We start from the raw sequence: 18,579 nt of genomic DNA, 5'->3' as shown, positions 1-18,579 counted from the left end.
TTTCATTGCAGCGACAAATTACACTCACAATGCTAGCTATTTATTGTGAATGAAGTTTCGCCTTTATCAATTGGTTAGCTGTTTTGTTTTGTGGTTCAAAATGGAAGTGATTTGTTCTGCTTTTTATTTTCCAATCTCTAAGAGGGAATGAGTATATTTGTTCAAGAAATATAAAAATTGAGAACCCTCTAAATATATTATCCCATTGGTAAAAGCAAAAAAAGCCGTTGAAACTCCCCTGATGAAGCAGTACTATCAGATGAAAGAAAAGCATCCTGATGCTATATTACTCTTTCGTGTGGGTGATTTTTATGAAACATTTTCTGATGATGCCATTCGTGCTTCCGAAATATTAGGAATTACCTTAACCAAACGTGCGAATGGATCTGCTTCCTATGTAGAATTGGCCGGTTTCCCGCATCATGCCATTGATACCTATTTGCCAAAATTGGTTCGTGCAGGCATGCGTGTGGCAATTTGCGAGCAGTTAGAAGATCCAAAGAAAACCAAAACTTTGGTGAAGCGTGGAATTGTTGAGCTGGTTACTCCTGGAGTTTCCTACAACGATAATGTTTTGGAAAATCGGGAGAATAATTTTTTGGCCTGCATTCATATGGAGAAAAATTCGGCAGGAATTGCATTTCTGGATGCTTCAACTGGTGAATTTTTAACGGCTGAAGGAAGTTTCGAATACATTGATAAACTACTTGGGAATTTTCAACCCAAAGAGGTTTTGTATCAACGAGGAAAAGAAAAAATTTTTCATGAATTATTCGGTGGCAAGTTTTACACATTTACCATGGATGATTGGGTGTTTACCGAGAGCGCTGCAACGGATCGATTACTGAATCATTTTGAAACCAATTCTTTAAAAGGTTTCGGCGTTCAGACTCTTCGCAATGGAATTATTGCTTCGGGTGCTGTTTTGCATTATCTGGATATTACCAAACACAGTAAGGCAGCGCATGTTACTCAGCTTTCGCGGATTGAGGAAGATAAATATGTTTGGTTGGATAAATTCACACTTCGTAACCTAGAATTATTTGGGACACTAAATGATGGTGCCAGTACGCTTTCTAGTATTATGGATCGAACCTTATCGCCAATGGGAGCTCGTCTATTAAAAAGATGGATTGCTCTTCCATTAAAAGATTCCGCTTCAATTACCAATCGTTTAAAGGTGGTGAGCTATTTCTATGAAAAAGAAGAAGTAGCTCATGGGCTTAGAGACGAAATTCAGCAAATTGGTGATTTGGAGCGGATTATTTCCAAGGTTGCAGTAGGAAGAGTGAGTCCGCGCGAAGTGGTGCAGTTAAAGAATGCTTTAATTGCCATTGAACCTATTCGTGAGCTTTGTATGGCGAGTGCTAACGAGGGATTGTTAAAAATTGGCGATCAGTTGAATCCTTGTTTTGCGGTTCGCGAAAAAATTGAGAAAGAAATTCACCTCGACCCACCAAATTTGGTGAGCAAAGGAGGAGTTATTGCCGATGGAGTTAACGATGAACTCGACGATCTTCGGAAAATCGCTTTCTCGGGAAAAGATTATTTGCTCCAAATGCAGGTGCGTGAAAGTGAAAGAACAGGAATTCCTTCCCTAAAAATTGCATTTAATAATGTGTTTGGATACTATATTGAGGTAAGAAATACACACAAAGATAAGGTTCCTACTGAATGGGTTCGTAAACAAACTTTGGTGAGTGCCGAGCGCTACATTACTCAGGAACTGAAAGAGTACGAAGAGAAGATTTTGGGAGCTGAAGAAAAAATTCTGACTTTGGAAACTCGTTTGTACAATGAGTTGGTTTTGGGTATTGCTGATTATATTTCAACTATTCAGCTGAATGCTGCCATGATTGGTCGTTTGGATTGTCTGTTGTCTTTTGCAAAATTAGCTAAAGAGAATAAATACAATTGTCCTTCGATTAATGATTCTCAAGTAATCGATATCAAACAGGGAAGGCATCCCGTAATTGAGAAACAATTGCCTATTGATGAAGAATATATTGCCAACGATGTTTATTTAGATAACGACACTCAGCAAGTCATCATCATTACAGGTCCTAATATGGCGGGAAAATCGGCTTTGCTTCGGCAAACAGCTTTAATTGTATTGATGGCGCAAATAGGAAGCTTTGTACCTGCTCAGGAAGCAAATATTGGTTGTGTTGATAAGATTTTTACTCGTGTGGGTGCTTCTGATAATATCTCGCAAGGAGAATCTACTTTTATGGTTGAAATGAACGAAGCTGCCAGCATTCTAAATAACCTTTCTTCTCGTAGCCTTATTTTGTTTGATGAACTAGGTCGTGGAACAAGTACCTACGATGGAATTTCCATTGCCTGGTCGATTGTAGAGTACATTCATGAGAATAGCAATTGCCGAGCAAAAACCCTCTTTGCAACTCACTATCATGAGTTGAATGAAATGGAGAAATCTTTTTCGAGAGTGAAAAATTTTAATGTTTCGGTGAAAGAAGTGAATAATAAAGTCATTTTTCTTCGAAAATTAGTGGCTGGAGGCTCCAATCATAGCTTTGGTATTCATGTGGCACGAATGGCTGGAATGCCTAAGTCGGTTGTGAAAAGAGCCGATGAAATTCTGCTTCAATTGGAAGGAAAACAGAATGGGGAATCGTTGGGGAAGCCAGTGGGTGAAATTGCACAACAGCGAGAGGGTTATCAGATGAGCTTTTTTCAACTTGATGATCCTGTGCTTTTGCAAATCAGAAACGAAATTTCAGACTTAGATTTGAATAATCTGACACCCATTGAAGCATTGAATAAATTAAATGAGATCAAAAAAATCTCAGGAATATAGCTAAATGAAAAAAAAAGTTATTGTCCCATTTTTAAAGGCTTTTATGTGATATAGCCTGAGACTCAATGGATCAGAAATGCTGCATTTGTTATTGCTTTAAGGTGGATGTAAAAAAAATGCAGCAAAAAGAATTTTTCTTTTGCAGAATCAAAAAATACGCATATATTTGCATCGCAATTGAGAGAACAACGGTTCACTTTTAAAAGCAAATAATGCGAGAATAGCTCAGTTGGTAGAGCACAACCTTGCCAAGGTTGGGGTCGCGAGTTCGAGTCTCGTTTCTCGCTCAAAATCCGAAAGGATGCCCAGGTGGTGGAATTGGTAGACACGCTGGACTTAAAATCCAGTGGCTTCACGGCCGTGCGGGTTCAAGTCCCGCCCCGGGTACTATTTAGAATGTTAAATAGACCTAAAAACGCTTAAAACTAATGTTTTAAGCGTTTTTTTGTTTTTAAAAATGTCAGAAAAGCATATTGTTTCAGCACCTAATTTTGCGAATAAAAACCGAATTGAAAATCCGTGAGGTTTTTCTAAGTGGAATAAAGCCAGTAAGTTAAATGTACGTGTAATGCTTCAGATAGTGTTTTTATGAGTTTGGTTTAGCTAATTTCGCAACTTTCTTTGCTAAAATCAAAGTAGGGTCAATTAGCTCAATTACCTTCTTATTAACTGTAAGTTCTTTAGTTTGAGGAAACATAAGTGGTAATTCAGTACAACCTAAAATAATTACCTGAGCCTCTCTTTCCATTAGATAATTAACTCCCTTGAGAATTTGTTCTTTGCAAACTCCATCTGTATACCCGGCTTTTACACCAAATGTTCCATAAATGCTTTCCATTACACAATCTTGATGTGTTTCATCCGGAACAACAATCTGAAGCCCATAATTAGTAATATCATTAAAATAAACTTTACTTTGAATAGTGCCAGTTTTTGCCAATAGCCCTACTTTGGCATCTTTCCCAAAATTTTCTAAAATGTATTCTGCTGTAGTTGTTATCATATTAACAATAGGCACCTTTAGGTGCTCTTGTATTTCTTTTACAAAAGCATGTGCTGTATTGCAAGGTATTGCTATTGCATTTGAACCCGCGGCTGCCAGTTTCTTACAAGTTGAAAATAATGCAATGGTTGGGTCCATTTGATTATGAATCAAATTCGCTGTTCTATCAGGAATTTGAGGGTTTTGCTCAACTATCATTTTTATATGGTCTTGGTCTTGTTTCGCCGGTGTACTTTTAATGATTTTATTCATAAAATCGACTGTTGCAGAGGGCCCAACTCTTCCCACAATACCAAGTTTAGAAGGTTTGGCAAGTGGAATATTTTCTTTTGCTAGTGCATAGTCTGCATACACTTCATTAACATCTATAATAGAAATCCCTCTTGTCCAAAGTTGACTTACCAATAGAGAAATTTCGGTTATACATGGTAAAATCACTTCACATCCTTTCGTTTTTAGCTCTAAGCAGGCCTCATATACATATTCTAATGGCAAACCGTCTAAGTACCCATTTTTTATGCCTGATTCACCATATATAGCATTCATTAACTGGCTTTGATTTGTGGGATATGCCAATTCATAGTCTTGAAAATATTTTTTAATAAGAAGAATTCTTTTACAAAGCTAGATGTAAGAACTCCTATTTTAGTTCCTTTCTCAAATTTTAAACTTAGATAATTGGCTATAGCCTCAAAAATATTTACAATGGTAATTGATGTTTCTTTTTGTATTTCATCTATAAATGAATGACTTGCAAAGCATGGTAGTGAAATTTTAGATACATTTTTTTGTTCGAAATTTTTGCATAAAGTGAAAGTATAAAACTTCCTTGATTTAATATCTTGCTCATGAAGTAAAGCAGATTCAATCTGACTATACAGTTGCTGTTCAAAAATGAAATGATAGTTCTTTTGATTTTTTAAGGCTGATTTGTTTTTTAGAAGTTTAAAAAATAAATCAGCACCAGATAAAGCTCCTAAGCCACCAATTACTGCAATTTTATCCATTCTTTTTTAAAAAAATTATCTAGTTTTAGCATTGTTTTTAAGGGTTTGCATTTGGTTTGTGACAATTTCCGCGAACTTTCCTGCCTAACCGTGACAGGCAAAGTCAAATGACGAAAACTTACTTTCCCGCCATAAGCTACAAGCCTTCTTATCTATAGTATTTTATTTTTTTCTTCTGTAAATTCTTATTCCGACTATGAATCCAAGTCCGATTAGGATAAATGGCCAAATATTAGTCAGTACAACAAAAAACCAAACTAAGTTGTCCCAACCGTTTCGGAAACCATTTTTGAATTTCTGTCCGAATTCAGTTTCGTTCGGAATTCTCTCATAAAATGTCATAGTCAATGTCGAAAATGAAACCCTGTTTTGCAAGTACTGTAAGCGTCCTTCAATAGATTCAATTTCCGATCTTAGCTGTCCAATTTGCTTTTCAATCTCTAATATTTCCGTCACGTTTTTGGCTTCACCGAGAAGATCAATGAAGCGTTGTTCAAGTTCTTTTTTTGTCTTTAGCCTCGCTTGAATGTCAAGGAACTCTTCTGTTACGTCCTTTACGTTTATTTCTTTACGTTCAAATTTCTCAACACCTTGCGTTGCGTCACTCAGCAAATTGTCAAAATTGTCCGCTGGCGCACGAATGATTATAGTATTGCTTTTTCGTCCAGACGATTTAAATTCTTGGTCAGAGGAAACGTATCCTTTATATTTATTGACCGCATCAAAAATGGTTTTTCTTGTCGAGTTTAAGTTGTCGGTCTCGAATTCAACTCGTCCTTCTTTGATTAACTTTCTTTCGACCGTTTCAGAGGTTTTTTGTTCAGAGGTTGATGCGACAACTTCTTCCTCCGCCATTTTCATACTTGCAGTGTCGGGATTTTGAGTACATCCGAAACAGGTCAGTAGGAGTATCAGTCCTAAATATTTGGTTAAATGTTTCATTGTAATCTTTTTTATATGTTCGTTAAGGCCTATTTGAAGAGTTTTCCTTTCAAACCACTAAATAAGTACGCCTATTAAATTTACTATAATTTAAAAATAGGAACAAAATAAAATTTACAAGGCTTGCTTGTTTTTATTAGTTAAGTTGAACTATCAAATGGCTCGTCAATGCCCGTGATAATTAACCTTTGTGGCATCGTTGTTTGTTACAGTTGTCGTCCAAGTTGAACACCTAATTCAAATGCTTTATCCATTATCTCTTCTTGTTTTTTATAGCATCTTTTTCAAATGAATTAAAAACTGGTAATGTTCCAACGATTTCAAAACCTAAAGCTTTTATAGGTCTTTGCATTGCGTCAATAACAAAACCCAAGTCTTCTATATTCTCTTGTTCGCATACAGCAGCAATAACAACTTTTCTATTTTGGTTTGCAAGTCTGGAACTCCATTTCCGTGGTCTTGTATTATTGTCAAATTCATAAAAACAATATAACCTATCAATAAAAGCTTTCATCCAAGAGGTTATATTGTAATTATGGACAGGAGACACTAAAATTAATCCTTTTGAGTCAATAATATTTGGATATAAAACTGACATTCCATCTTGAAGCATTGTACAGATTTTATCTTTTCTACACTTTTTATCAGCCAATACAACCACTAAAATCTATACTCCTAAGGCTAGTATTCTCTGTTGTTATATTTTCAGTATTCAAGCCTGAAACAATTTGCTTAATGATAATATCTATGTTACCTCCTTTTCTAGGACTGCCTGAAACTGCTAAAACTTGCTTAACAGGGTTTTTAATTTCTTTGGCTTTTTTTATAAGTTCCTCAAAATATGTCATATTTATTTTCTCAATTTTATTTAGATCAATACATATTTTACGATCTCGATTCATTTCTTTTTCAATCCTAACTATGGGTAGAATTTTATTTTTATAACAGACTGTTTTATAGTGCTTTCATATTTTACCCTTAGCTTTCGAAATAAACAAACTTTCTTTGAATTAATTCTATGAGTTTATGGTGTGAATGTGCCACAACGACCAGCTGCATGCAGCGGCCAGGGCTTTCAAACGGCTAAACCTTGTCAGGTAAAAAGCGTGTAATAGGGCCAAAGGAATTGCTGAATATGCTGTGGAGTCCTGACTGCTGCATGACAGCATGTTGCCAGCAGTTATTCTTAGTCTTTCCACCATTCAGTCAATTCATTCTGTCTGGCTTTTTCAGTTGTTTCTTTATCAAATCCATCACTATAAGCTTTAATAAATGAATCCCAGCCATATTTTTGATATTTTCTGTTTGGCCCAAATTCACTTGTTCCAATATCCAAATCACCTGAATTAGGAATCCTACTGTCCCCCCAATTCGTAATTATTCCTTTTGTCTTTCCATATTCAGTCCAAGTTCCAGAAAATTGGTTATTTCCATCAATCGCGGGCAATTCCATGTATTCAAAGTCACCTTTCTCATTTTTAGTCCAATATGTGACAAATTTGCCTTTAAATACTCCAGAATGTCCTAAGTCAGGCGATTCATAAAAAGTATAATTTCCTGCAATTAGTCCCGATTGTCCAGCGAAATATTCTAATGATTTTATGTAATATGATTCTTTAATTCTATAAATCCCTGAAATGCACAAACATTGTCAGATGCTCTGCTTTTTCCATATGCTAAATATTGTGTCGGTTTATCTGAATTTTTAATAATAGACAAATACATCATATCTAATCGTCTGTAATTTGAACCAATAAATCCAAAACTTCTTTCGATTGGATTTTTAAACCAAAAATCTTTCAAATCGACAGTTTTAATTTGCTCAGTATTTGACTTTTCAATTTTCAGTTCATCGTCAAGGTTAATCAAGTCCTCATATGTTTCAAGTTCTTGTCCTTTTACAATTTTCGAAAAACAAAACAGAATAATAAAGTATGTTAATTGTCTCATGTAATGTTCGTTTTAATTACTGGCAACTATTCAGTAACCCTATCTATGTTATGTATATATTTTCAATAGGTTAAGTTCCTTTTGGATCTGATTACTAAAATTATAAATATTTTATATGATAATATATCTAATGGACTTTTTATATTCTATTGATTTTTATTGCCTTCATGAGTATAAATTTCGGTAGTCTTAGAAGAATTATGGTCTAGTAATGCCTGTATATAAGGCAAGTTGGTACCCCATTCCATGGCAGGATGAAAGTATAAACCTTACAAGGCCTGTAGTTATCCTGTTTATAGCGACTTAGGAGAATAAATAAACAGTATCTCTATTTGTTTTATCACTTGAAATTGAACTTTTCTATTTAACTTGTAACACGATTTATATACGACAAGAGCTACAAAAAGAGTAGTAATGAGATAATAGTTTTCTATAAGCTCTTAAATGACACCAACTATATGATTAAAAACCTAAAAATTCCTCACGTATTTGCTTTGCTTGCTATCGTAATTATTGCCGCATCTTTGCTTAGTTATATTGTACCAAGTGGTAGTTTTGAACGTGAAGAAATAGCTGTGGGCAACCTAAGTCGAACGGAAGTAATTCCTGGTTCTTACCAGGCCATTGCCAAGCACTATTCTATAAAAGGCTTTTTTTTAGGTGATGAAGTAACAGGTAAAGCAACACCTGTGGGCCTAATGGGTTTTCTTACCGCCATACCCAAAGGGCTAGAACAAACTGCAGACATTATCTTTTTTATCTTTTTAATTGGGGGCGTTTTTAGTATTGTAAAACGTACCGGAACCATTACAGCCAGTATTCAAGCTTTAATAAACAGGTTTAATAACAACGGCACTATTCTTACGGTTTTACTAATGCTGGTAATTGCTGCAGGAGGGTCAACTTTGGGAATGGCAGAAGAGTTTATTCCCCTTGTGCCCGTGTTTTTATACATCTCTCATAAATTGGGCTACGATAAAATTTATGGTTTGGCACTCGTCTTTGTCTCGGCCGAAATTGGATTTGCAGCAGCTACAACCAACCCATTTAATGTACAAATAGCCCAGGGTATAGCCGAAGTTCCCTTGGGCAGTGGCATTGCATTTAGACTCGTGTTTTTTGTTTTCTCCCTTGCTGTAGCCATACTTTATATGCTGCGCTATGGAAAGAGGTTAAAAGAAAATCCGGCCAACTCTTACTTAGGAGAAGACAATACCTACCAAGAAGAAGTACTGGAAGAGTTTAAGTTGACGAAAAACCACATTCGCATAGTGCTGGTTTGTGGATTACTCTTTGTGGGCATACTCTGGGCCGTACAAACCCAAGGCTGGTGGATGGCTGAGATGGGTGCCGGATTTTTAGCCATAGGTATAGTTGCTGCCATTTTGGGTAAACTATCACTGGATCAAGCAACAAAGGCTTTTGTTAGTGGCATGAGTGAAATGCTGGTTGGCGCACTAGTTGTGGGTTTTGCAAAAGGCATACAAGTAGTTCTTGTTGAAGGACAAATTATGGATTCTGTTATTTACTATGCCTCTAACACCTTACAATACTTGCCCAAAATACTGGCGGCAGAAGGCATGTTGGTATTTCAGACGATTCTTAACTTTTTTATTCCATCTGGGTCGGGGCAAGCGGCAACCACCATACCATTAATGGCACCTTTGGCCGATTTATTGGGCATAACACGCAATACAGCCATTTTTGCTTTTACCTGTGGCGATGGCTTTGCCAACACCGTAATACCTACATCAGGTATTCTTATGGCCATGTTGGGTATTGCCAATATTCCGTTTAAAAATTGGTTGAAATTTATGCTTCCCCTTTTTGGTTGGCTCATTGTACTTTCGGCTATTTTCTTAGCAATTGCCGTGCTAATTGAATACTAAGAATTTATAGTGCAATCTGTTTTAGGTGATGTAAACAAACTTCTGAAAAACGGAAGCTATGTGCATCTTGAAAAGGAAAGGGTTTCTGGTTAACTTCGGATTTGAAAAAGAAAAAACATTGTGCTTAATAGGAGATGACTCCAAATAAGAACCTTTATTTTTGTTGGTAAGGTTACAGGATATACACCTTAAGTTGACATAGTAAAATATAACTACTTATTAGAAAATGTGGCAGAGGATAAAGGAGTATTAATAATTGATGAAGTAGGTAATGAATTAAGTATTGGAGATGAATTTGATATGTACTCTGATATCGTTAAATATTCATTGGTTTGGGGGAAGGATGCAAGATATGATCTTAGTACAAGAGTAAAAGGCTTGAACAGTAATATTTACTAGTGTTTTTTTCATATTAAAAGACACAGATGGATCAATCTCAGTTCGGGTAAGCTTATTATTAGAGATTAGTAAATTGTTGCATCAGGAATATGACTCATTAATGAATATGTATTTTTTTTGGTATAAATAACTCACAACCGTACCTATATGGTGCGGTTGTGAGTTGATTTTAATTTGTTAATTTCCCAAGTCTCGCTTTTGTTTTTACTGTTGTGATTTTTGATAAAAATCCAATGCCCAAAACAGGCCTAAGAACTTTTGTTTCATACTGTGGATAAAATACAACATCGTAACCAGGATTATTATTCATTAATTTGTATAGTGAATAATTTGCTGTTTTGTCATAAATTAAATTTCCGATCACAGGTATACTTGCAAAGCTAATTGAAGAAAAATTATCACTTTTAATGCTTCCAGTTTTCTTCATAAAAAGCCTTGTCCAGTCTATACCAAGGACTTTCACTGATTTAGCTTCTGCTGTCACTTGGTCAGATAAAGTAAAGTCAGATTTATTTAGGTTAACTCTAGTGTTTGGTTCTCTCATTGAATGATTCATGGTTGTACAGCTAGAAAGAGTAGCTATTATAGCTACAAACATTGCCATTTTAAAAACTTTATTTTTCATTTTTATTTAGATTAAATTTTCCTACTCGTATGGCTTTTCGGTTGTGCCCCGTTTTTTGATTGGTTACTGGTCTCCACTTTTTGTTTGTAAAATTTTATAAAATCGTTCAAGTCAAATTTTTTGCTTCTAGTGTCTGTCTGTGTTACCTTTTTGAGAGTAGTTGGCAGGAGTAAATATGTTTATGATTTAGAAGAACACAAAAGTATCAAACTTTAATAATGATGTATACTGTCAAATGTGCCAACTTCGATAATTGGAATTCTATTTAGGTCGAGTAGGTTTTAATATTTCTATTCAATTGCGTTTTTTATTTCTGTTAATCAAATAATGATTCTTATATTTTAGTTGTGAATTTATTTCTATGTTAAAAATAGTGCGTATGATATGTGAGTTATAGGAAAGAAAATATTATTTTAAGTCTCTCAACAAAATATTGGATTTATTCAATAGCTCAAGCATTCTTGTAACTTATTTGTATTTCGTATGTGCTAATGCAAAAAGGATTGTGGCCAGATTTCTCGATTATTCTATCAAGCGTAATTTTAAACGAAAAACGAAAGTTTGAATATTAGAAAAGTAATTTCTAGAATATTTATATTCTTTGACACTTACGACAAATTACTTCTTGACCGCAATGGTAGTTTTATTTGCACCAATGATTTAAGTATTTTTAGGAAGATTAATAAACAAGGAATAATTATTATCTGCAATAACGAAGTATTTATTTGACAGGGAAAGCTTAGCATGAACTTTAGATTGACGAACCGATAACAGAATTGCTACTTTATGGGGAATGTTTCAAGTTGCAGAACAGTTAAGGATGAGAGGAATAACATGAGGTTCTTCAGATGTAAAAATTTTAATAATACTGTAAAAAGGATATGGAATATCAGGAAAAATCAAGTGAAGATCTTCTTTTAGAATTAGAGGAATTGAAGCAAGAGAATGAATCGTTAAAGCGTTGATTTGCTAAGAACATCCTTGAAAGAGACCGAGCAAATAAAAAATTCCGTATGCTATTTGAGCAATCTCCTATTGGTATGGCACTTGTAGATCATGAAATTGGTGATTTCCTAGAGGTCAATGATTCCACACTTAAAGCAATAGGATATTCAAAAGATGAATTTATTAATTTAAATTATTGGGATATTACACCCAAAGAATATGAAGCTCAAGAATTACAACAGATCGAAGACTTAAATAATACAGGTTTTTTTGGACCTAACACAAAAGAGTATATTCGAAAAGACGGATCCCGATATCCTATATCAATTAGCGGAGCCGTTTTTACCGATACCAATGGAAAAAATGTAGTTTGGGGTATTATTGAAGACATATCTGAAAGAAAACAAGCCGAATTAACAATCAATATGCAAAATGAAGAGCTAATAACCTTAAATTCTGCTAAAGATCGTTTTATTATCATTCTTGCTCACGACATTAGAAGTCCTTTTGGTTCAATTCTTAACTTATTAGAAATTTTACTAAAAGATTTTCAATCTTTTGATATGAAGACAATTGAGCAATACCTTAATGTGATTGATTCTTCAGCGAAAAGTAATTTTTCATTACTAGATGATATTTTAACGTGGATAATGGCCAATTCGAATAAGATAGATTTTGAGCCGGTTAATTATTCTATTCATTCAGTTTACAATGAAATAATTGAGCTGTTTATTCCTATTGCTCGTTCAAAAGATATAGAAATAATCCATTCATTAACCGATGATCTGAATGTTTTTGCTGACGTAAACATGTTGAAAACCATTTTAAGAAATTTGATTTCTAATTCAATAAAGTTTACAAATAAAAACGGAACAATTAAAATTTCTACTGAAGTAAAGGAAGGCAAAATTATAACAAGCATTTCAGATAATGGACTTGGAATGGAATCAGAAACAATAAATAGGCTATTTAATATTCGAAATAACATAACAGCACATGGAACTGCAAATGAACAAGGAACAGGATTAGGTTTGTTGATTTGTAAAGAATTTGTTGAAAGACATAATGGGGAAATTTGGGTAGAAAATGAATTAGGTAAAGGAAGTGATTTTAAGTTTAGTTTACCATTAAAGCGATAATGGCAGGCTAAAGAATGAGTTTTACATAATTCAACACTTCTTAATTCAAGATTTGTAAGAATGGCGGCAAAAACGCAATTGATATCTACAACAAAAAGAGTACTTCTATCTTGTAGGATTCTACGCACTTAATATGACTTTTAAAAATAAAGCATAAATTTAATTTTAACCTGTAGCTATATTTCAGAACTAGGCAGGCCAGGAGCGTACTGATAATTTCAATTTCTAGTGGTAAAAAAGTTTACTATTAAATGTGTAAAAGTTCGGTTTTGTCAGGCTAGTTTTTCAAATTGCCCTACCACCACTTATAATGAATGTTTCATAGGAAGTAAGCTTGCAGGACCAATAGCAGCCCACCTTTGCCACATCACGATTCTAAATTATTATGAGGTATTTACTTACATATTTTTTGTGCACCTACACAATGGTCAACGTCTTATAAAAAAGAAATACAATGCAGAGTAGGCTGCCAATTAATGGAAGAATAAATTTTCGATTCGGCCAACATTTTTTCCTACCATAGTCATTATAAGCCAACTTGGCTTGTGAAAGATTAACCAACACGAAAACACTAATGATTACGAAGCTAGTGGTATTAGCAAGTTGAACAATAGGAATGAAAACTGCTAAGACAACAATCCCAAGAGTAATGACAATGGTGGCCAACATAGGAGTACGAAACTTCTTATGTACCTGATGAAACATTTTTGGTGCACTATTTTTGCCAGCTAATGCGTAGAGAACTCTTGATCCCATAATGACCTGCGCCAACACACCATTTAAAACAGCAACCAAACTAATGAGACTTATGAAATAAACATAGTTTGGACCTTTTTGAGCAAGTATTTTCGCCAATGGGGCATTCGTAGAAGATAGTTCATTTAGCGGCAAAGAAAGTACTGCAACTATAGCCACAGCTACGTAAAGGAACAATGCGATGAATAAACTACCCATAATAGCCACAGGCATACTTTTTTTTGGGTCTTTAGCTTCTTCGGCTACATTTGCCAAATCTTCAAAGCCCACAAAAGCATAGAAAGCCAAGAACGCACCTTGAAACACCGCGAATATATCGTAGTCAGGTGCAGCAACGAACATTTCAGTAAACTGCGAAGTGAATTTTTCCAGGTCGATACCTGCTACAAGGATAACGAATATAAGACCACTAACTTCAATCAGGGTTATCAATCCTATTAAATTCAACGATTCGCTAATGCCCCAAATGGCAATCATACCTAATAGTATCATGCCAATTATAATAACCAGTGCATCAGGTAGTTCTATAAATACATCCAAATATCCAACAAATCCTTTTATAATGGTTGCTGCAGAAATGAATCCCGTAAAAATTACACCCCATCCAATCAAGATAGACAATGGTTTTGAGTTAAATGCATTTGCCACATATACAATTTCTCCCCCACTTTTCGGAAAGCGAGGTGATAAAAGAGAATAGGAATAAGCGGTTATTCCTGCCAAAGCACCGGCTATGATGAAGGAAAGAGGAGCAAGTGTTCCAGAATAGCCTGCTACTTTACCCACAAGCACATAAATACCAGCACCCAGCATGGTACCAACTCCGTACAATAGAATCTGTATTGTGCCGAGTTGTTTTTTAAGGCCTATGTTTTTGTGTGGATCGCTCAAATTTTCAGGATTTCTATACAAGTTAAGTGATTTTTAGATATGACGAAAAGAAGCCTTCTTTTTAAGAATAAATCATATGAGCCCTATAAACAAATTACAAGTTTAACCTATGTAAATCAGAAAGTGATTTTATTTGAATTGATAATTGATTTTTCCGATCTAAACCAATGTTCAACAACCAAGCGTGTGTGTAGCAGGATCAGTTTCACAAATTACGGTTGGTTGCTTGAACTACTTAGTAGATTGTATAATTTGTAGTACTTTTAGTGAAAAACAATTTGCAATGGGAAGCTTTTTATAGGCAGTAATGTTAAAAATATTGCACGATAGTAGGTTGATTTATAGTTTTTAGTGTTTGAGTGTTGTGAGGCTACAATTCGGTATAGCTTGCGCTAATAAATTCTATGTTAAAAACTAAGAGGTGTAATTATAGCTAATTAAAGGGAAATGATGAAAAACTTAAAAGAACAAACTGATGCTAAAATGGCAGAGGGACGAAAAGCTAATCCTGATTTCATGAAAGGCGTTGATGATATAATTAGTGAGGCAAAAGCTTTTCAGCACGGTGCTAATGCTATTAAAATTGGGCAAAAAGCTCCAAATTTCGAGCTGCCTAATCCTGAAGGGAAATCGATATCTTTAGACTTTTTACTAGATAAAGGGCCACTTATTATTGCATTTTATCGTGGTAATTGGTGTCCTTACTGCAACCTGGAACTTAGAGCCTTGCAAGAATGTTTAAGCGATATTCATGCACTGGGTGCTACACTAGTTGCTATAAGTCCACAGGTACCTGACGGGTCAATGACAAAAGATGAAATTAGTGAAATGGAATTCATTGTATTGTCTGATCAAGATGCAAAAGTTGCTTCACAATATGGTGTTGCTTGGGAGGTGCCTGAGTTTTTGCTAGAACATATGCGCGTAGATCGTAATCTTGATTTAGAAAAAATCAATAACGGTAATGCTAGTATATTACCGATTCCAGCTACGTTTGTATTGGGCACTGACGGGGTAGTTAAATGGAACTATGTAAATGTTGATTATAGAACTCGTGCAGAGCCTAAGGAGATTATTGAGGTTTTGAAAAATTTGTGTTAAGGGTTTGGTTGCTGGTAAAATCAGAATGGTTTTGGTGTATAGAAGAGCCAATTTAATTATTATAAAAAGTATATTTTTTATGTGTATTAAATGCTTTGGTTCGATTAGCACGTCGAAAGTTTACTCCTAATAAAACCAGTATTTCCGTGCGACGATAGCTGTGAGAGGTATTACCGGCGATTCTGTGTGAGGTTTAGGGTGAAATCTTCTTTGCCTACTCGACCAATTTCCCTGTGTTTGATGGGGTTAAAACAATTTCATGATGATCTGAACTGAATTTTATTTATTTTTGAATAAAATAATTAGGTGAAAAATGGGAAAAATTGCAACTATTACAATTCGTGAGACACAGGAATCAAAAAAAGTAAATATTTCATCTGATTCTAAGCCTGAGATTGTTGACTCTACCATCGAAAAATGGCAAACATTGATAGATACATTTGCAAAAATTGCAAATGTGCCTTCTGGTCTGATTATGAAGTTAAATAGTGACAATATTGAAGTATTTCTTAAAAGTAGTTCTAATAGCAATCCATATGAGAAAAATGAAAAGGCAGAATTAAAGCATGCCCTTTACTGTGAAACTGTAATAGGAACCCAAAAACAATTAATTGTACCTGATGCTACGAAAAGTGATATTTGGAGTAAAAACAATCCAGATGTGGATATCAGTATGATTTCTTATCTGGGAGTTCCGCTAAATTGGCCAGATGGTGAATGTTTTGGGACCGTTTGCATTTTAGATAATAAAGAAAATTATTACACTAAGGATTTTATTGATTTAATAAATCAAATTAAACAGCATATCGAGCTTGATTTACAACTTTTGTTAAGAAATATAGAACTGAAGGAATTAAATGAAGTAAAAACAAAGTTTATGTCTCTGATTTCCCATGATATTAGAGGTAATCTAGGAACATTGCATAAGTTCCTAGAGTTGATTAGTACTGACTTTGATAATTTTGAGACCACTGAGCTAAAAAATTCACTCATATCCTTAAGTGAGATTAGTTCAGCTTCTTTTACTACACTTGATAATTTACTCAAATGGTCAAAAAGTGATATGGTTAAATTAAAACCTGACATGCAGTTGGTAAATATAAAAGAAGTCGTTGAAGAGCTTTTATCTTTTTTTAGTTATGCTTTACGTTTAAAATCAATTACAGTAAATGCATCTTTTAATTCAGAGCAGCCTATGATTAGGACTGATAAAAATATGATTACAGCTATTTTGAGAAATATTATTTCAAATGCAATTAAGTATAATAAGAAAGGTGGAGAGATTGATATTAAAGTAGTTATTGAAAATAATAAACATCAAATTACAATTCAAGATACTGGAATTGGTATTTCTAAAACAGATTTGAATAAATTATTCAAATTTAATGTGAATAAGACTTTGGGAACTAGTGGTGAAAGTAGTACTGGGATTGGATTATTATTAATTAAGGAATTTATTGATAAAATTGGGGCAATAATAAATGTTGAGAGTAAAATTAATAGCGGAACGAAATTTACTATTATAATATAATTGGTTCTCACAACCCTGCTTTCGTTTTGCAAAAGGGAGCTTGTACTAAGAAATGCTTTATAGGCGGTGATTTTAAAAATATTTTTAGGCTGTAGTTTGGGCTACGGCTTTTTTTGTGTTTTCTATTTTGGAGCAGATGACAATGAAACTTAACTATTACCCATATTTCGTAAATAAAGTTTAGATGATTAGGCTTTTATCTGGAATCTATCTGCAAATATAGTTGAATGTTGATTTAAGCTTACACTTTAGTTTCTGATTGTTATTGCCCAATTATGTTTTGTTCAATATTTGGAATCACTAAGAGAAATAAAATCAGTATACTGAATGATGTTTTGTTATCTTTGAAAATATGAAAAAAAGACCTGCATTTCTAATAGTTATAATACTTAGTTTGCTGCTCAACTCATGTAAAAAGGATGAGCAATACAAGCAATATGCTGATGTAACAATTACTACTTTGCAAAAGTGGTATAATGAAGAGACCGGACTCTATGAAACCACAAGTTGGTGGAATTCAGCAAATGCACTAACTGCAATTATCGATTATTCTAGGATAACAGGTAGTAAGGAGTATCTTGATGTAATTGAAAATTCTTTTACTATATGTAAAGAGTTTGAAGTTCAGATGCCTGATTCAACAGATAATTGGACATGTATAAATTATATTAATGACTTTTATGATGATGAGGGTTGGTGGATATTGACTTGGATAGATGCATATGATCTTACAAAAGATGACAAATATCTTAAAATGGCTCGCATTACTTTTGCTGATGTGGCTGGCGGTTGGGATTCTGTTTGCGGCGGTGGTGTTTATTGGCAAAAACCAAATATTGGGAAATCGGCAGTTCAAAATGAACTATTTATGTTGGGAGCAATACGACTGTATCAAAGAGGAGGCGGAGAGGCACTTGGAAAAACTTATTTGGAATGGGCCCAGGATACCAGGGAATGGTTTATGAATTCGGGAATGTTAAATGAAAAATACCTTGTAGAAAATGGTTTAAATAAGCAATGTGAAGTAAGAGTTGGAAGTTACCACACTTACAATCAAGGCATGATTGTAAGTGCATTGATAGAATTATATATTGAGACAAAGGATGAGTTACTGTTGGACTTGGCTCATAAAATTGCGAATGCTACTATTGCCAATTTTGTCTACGAAAATGGGATACTAAAAGATCCCCAAGAACCAAATCTTAGTGGTGATGCAACTCAGTTTAAAGGCATATTCATGCGCCATTTAGGATTTCTTTATTCTTTGTCGCCAAAAGAAGAGTACAAAACTTTTATCCTAAAAAATGCTGATTCTATCTGGTCTGTTGCTAGAGATAAAACGACTAACGAAATAGGTGGTGTGTGGAATGCTCACCCCGAAAAAACGGATGCATCATGTCAAAGTTCAGCACTGGATGCTTTTAATGCTGCAATGATCGTAAGTGTTAGTAATTAATGATTTGTTGACTTCCTTTGCTATTTAGATCTTATAAAAGATAATAACTGAATATATAGTTATCTTGACTCTGTTCGGAAAAAATCTTAAAGGCTCTTTTTGTATGTTATAGAATTCGATTTTA

General features: G+C 34.4%; 16 protein-coding genes and 2 tRNA genes. 9 read left to right on the top strand and 9 right to left on the bottom strand.

Annotated elements, in window-relative coordinates:
- The first annotated feature begins 205 nt into the window (after positions 1-205).
- The 3 genes from mutS (at position 206) to ABYT26_RS04815 (ending at position 3,208) form a co-directional block, all read left to right on the top strand.
- Positions 206-2,821, top strand: a complete 2,616-nt coding sequence (mutS, locus tag ABYT26_RS04825) for a DNA mismatch repair protein MutS (RefSeq protein WP_372751758.1) — start codon at positions 206-208, stop codon at positions 2,819-2,821.
- A 214-nt stretch (positions 2,822-3,035) separates the two neighbouring features.
- Positions 3,036-3,108, top strand: a tRNA-Gly gene (locus ABYT26_RS04820).
- Between the two features lie 16 nt (positions 3,109-3,124).
- A tRNA-Leu gene (locus tag ABYT26_RS04815) sits at positions 3,125-3,208 on the top strand.
- Positions 3,209-3,407: 199 nt separating this feature from the next.
- On the opposite strand, the gene ABYT26_RS04810 is transcribed toward ABYT26_RS04815, so the two are convergent.
- From ABYT26_RS04810 to ABYT26_RS04780, 7 genes are all read right to left on the bottom strand, one after another.
- Complete coding sequence (locus tag ABYT26_RS04810; RefSeq protein WP_372751757.1) at positions 3,408-4,370, bottom strand: aspartate/glutamate racemase family protein; 963 nt, start codon at positions 4,368-4,370, stop codon at positions 3,408-3,410.
- The gene (locus ABYT26_RS04805) at positions 4,370-4,831 is read right to left on the bottom strand and encodes an aspartate/glutamate racemase family protein (RefSeq protein WP_372751756.1); all 462 of its coding nucleotides are present in this window, start codon (positions 4,829-4,831) and stop codon (positions 4,370-4,372) included. The genes ABYT26_RS04810 and ABYT26_RS04805 overlap by 1 nt, the downstream gene beginning before the upstream one ends.
- Positions 4,832-4,993: 162 nt before the next feature.
- Positions 4,994-5,773 carry a DUF4349 domain-containing protein gene (locus ABYT26_RS04800; RefSeq protein ID WP_372751755.1) on the bottom strand — a complete coding sequence of 260 codons (780 nt, stop codon included), beginning with the start codon at positions 5,771-5,773 and terminating at the stop codon, positions 4,994-4,996.
- 253 nt (positions 5,774-6,026) lie between these two features.
- Positions 6,027-6,386 (bottom strand): flavodoxin family protein, encoded by a 360-nt coding sequence (locus tag ABYT26_RS04795; RefSeq protein WP_372751754.1) that lies wholly within the window; start codon positions 6,384-6,386, stop codon positions 6,027-6,029.
- 31 nt (positions 6,387-6,417) lie between these two features.
- Positions 6,418-6,675, bottom strand: coding sequence for a hypothetical protein (locus tag ABYT26_RS04790; RefSeq protein ID WP_372751753.1), 258 nt, complete (start codon positions 6,673-6,675; stop codon positions 6,418-6,420).
- 284 nt (positions 6,676-6,959) lie between these two features.
- On the bottom strand, positions 6,960-7,418 hold the full coding sequence (locus ABYT26_RS04785; RefSeq protein ID WP_372751752.1) for a hypothetical protein: 459 nt from the start codon (positions 7,416-7,418) through the stop codon (positions 6,960-6,962).
- Entirely contained in the window at positions 7,373-7,723 is a 351-nt protein-coding gene (locus ABYT26_RS04780) for a hypothetical protein (RefSeq protein WP_372751751.1), read from the bottom strand. The genes ABYT26_RS04785 and ABYT26_RS04780 overlap by 46 nt, the downstream gene beginning before the upstream one ends.
- Before the next feature lie 458 nt (positions 7,724-8,181).
- On the opposite strand from ABYT26_RS04780, the gene ABYT26_RS04775 reads away from it, so the two are divergent.
- On the top strand, positions 8,182-9,612 hold the full coding sequence (locus ABYT26_RS04775) for a YfcC family protein (protein ID WP_372751750.1): 1,431 nt from the start codon (positions 8,182-8,184) through the stop codon (positions 9,610-9,612).
- Positions 9,613-9,840: 228 nt separating this feature from the next.
- Positions 9,841-10,011: a hypothetical protein gene (locus ABYT26_RS04770; RefSeq protein ID WP_372751749.1), complete on the top strand. Its 171-nt coding sequence runs from the start codon at positions 9,841-9,843 to the stop codon at positions 10,009-10,011.
- A 169-nt stretch (positions 10,012-10,180) separates the two neighbouring features.
- Here ABYT26_RS04770 and ABYT26_RS04765 read toward each other — a convergent pair whose 3' ends face one another.
- On the bottom strand, positions 10,181-10,636 hold the full coding sequence (locus ABYT26_RS04765; protein WP_372751748.1) for a hypothetical protein: 456 nt from the start codon (positions 10,634-10,636) through the stop codon (positions 10,181-10,183).
- A 977-nt stretch (positions 10,637-11,613) separates the two neighbouring features.
- On the opposite strand from ABYT26_RS04765, the gene ABYT26_RS04760 reads away from it, so the two are divergent.
- A complete protein-coding gene (locus ABYT26_RS04760) occupies positions 11,614-12,720 on the top strand; it encodes an ATP-binding protein (RefSeq protein ID WP_372751800.1) in 1,107 nt (368 codons plus the stop codon).
- A gap of 417 nt (positions 12,721-13,137) precedes the next feature.
- Here ABYT26_RS04760 and ABYT26_RS04755 read toward each other — a convergent pair whose 3' ends face one another.
- Complete coding sequence (locus tag ABYT26_RS04755) at positions 13,138-14,388, bottom strand: APC family permease (RefSeq protein ID WP_372751747.1); 1,251 nt, start codon at positions 14,386-14,388, stop codon at positions 13,138-13,140.
- Between the two features lie 426 nt (positions 14,389-14,814).
- Between ABYT26_RS04755 and ABYT26_RS04750 the strand changes: the two genes are divergently transcribed.
- From ABYT26_RS04750 to ABYT26_RS04740, 3 genes are all read left to right on the top strand, one after another.
- A complete protein-coding gene (locus ABYT26_RS04750) occupies positions 14,815-15,468 on the top strand; it encodes a peroxiredoxin-like family protein (protein WP_372751746.1) in 654 nt (217 codons plus the stop codon).
- Positions 15,469-15,781: 313 nt separating this feature from the next.
- On the top strand, positions 15,782-16,999 hold the full coding sequence (locus ABYT26_RS04745; RefSeq protein ID WP_372751745.1) for a GAF domain-containing sensor histidine kinase: 1,218 nt from the start codon (positions 15,782-15,784) through the stop codon (positions 16,997-16,999).
- Between the two features lie 352 nt (positions 17,000-17,351).
- A complete protein-coding gene (locus tag ABYT26_RS04740; protein WP_372751744.1) occupies positions 17,352-18,455 on the top strand; it encodes a glycoside hydrolase family 76 protein in 1,104 nt (367 codons plus the stop codon).
- Positions 18,456-18,579: the final 124 nt, after the last annotated feature.

Source organism: Labilibaculum sp. (assembly GCF_041595635.1).
In the GTDB taxonomy this organism is placed as follows: Bacteria; Bacteroidota; Bacteroidia; order Bacteroidales; family Marinifilaceae; genus Labilibaculum.
This window is presented reverse-complemented; position numbering and strand designations above follow the sequence as displayed.

Bases quoted from the DNA above. Each gene is read 5' to 3' on its own strand.
- ABYT26_RS04780 (WP_372751751.1), bottom strand. From the start codon at position 7,723: ATGAGACAATTAACATACTTTATTATTCTGTTTTGTTTTTCGAAAATT.
- ABYT26_RS04800 (WP_372751755.1), bottom strand. From the start codon at position 5,773: ATGAAACATTTAACCAAATATTTAGGACTGATACTCCTACTGACCTGT.
- ABYT26_RS04740 (WP_372751744.1), top strand. From the start codon at position 17,352: ATGAAAAAAAGACCTGCATTTCTAATAGTTATAATACTTAGTTTGCTG.
- ABYT26_RS04790 (WP_372751753.1), bottom strand. From the start codon at position 6,675: ATGAATCGAGATCGTAAAATATGTATTGATCTAAATAAAATTGAGAAA.
- ABYT26_RS04745 (WP_372751745.1), top strand. From the start codon at position 15,782: ATGGGAAAAATTGCAACTATTACAATTCGTGAGACACAGGAATCAAAA.
- ABYT26_RS04795 (WP_372751754.1), bottom strand. From the start codon at position 6,386: ATGCTTCAAGATGGAATGTCAGTTTTATATCCAAATATTATTGACTCA.
- ABYT26_RS04765 (WP_372751748.1), bottom strand. From the start codon at position 10,636: ATGAAAAATAAAGTTTTTAAAATGGCAATGTTTGTAGCTATAATAGCT.
- ABYT26_RS04750 (WP_372751746.1), top strand. From the start codon at position 14,815: ATGATGAAAAACTTAAAAGAACAAACTGATGCTAAAATGGCAGAGGGA.
- ABYT26_RS04775 (WP_372751750.1), top strand. From the start codon at position 8,182: ATGATTAAAAACCTAAAAATTCCTCACGTATTTGCTTTGCTTGCTATC.
- ABYT26_RS04805 (WP_372751756.1), bottom strand. From the start codon at position 4,831: ATGGATAAAATTGCAGTAATTGGTGGCTTAGGAGCTTTATCTGGTGCT.
- ABYT26_RS04810 (WP_372751757.1), bottom strand. From the start codon at position 4,370: ATGAATGCTATATATGGTGAATCAGGCATAAAAAATGGGTACTTAGAC.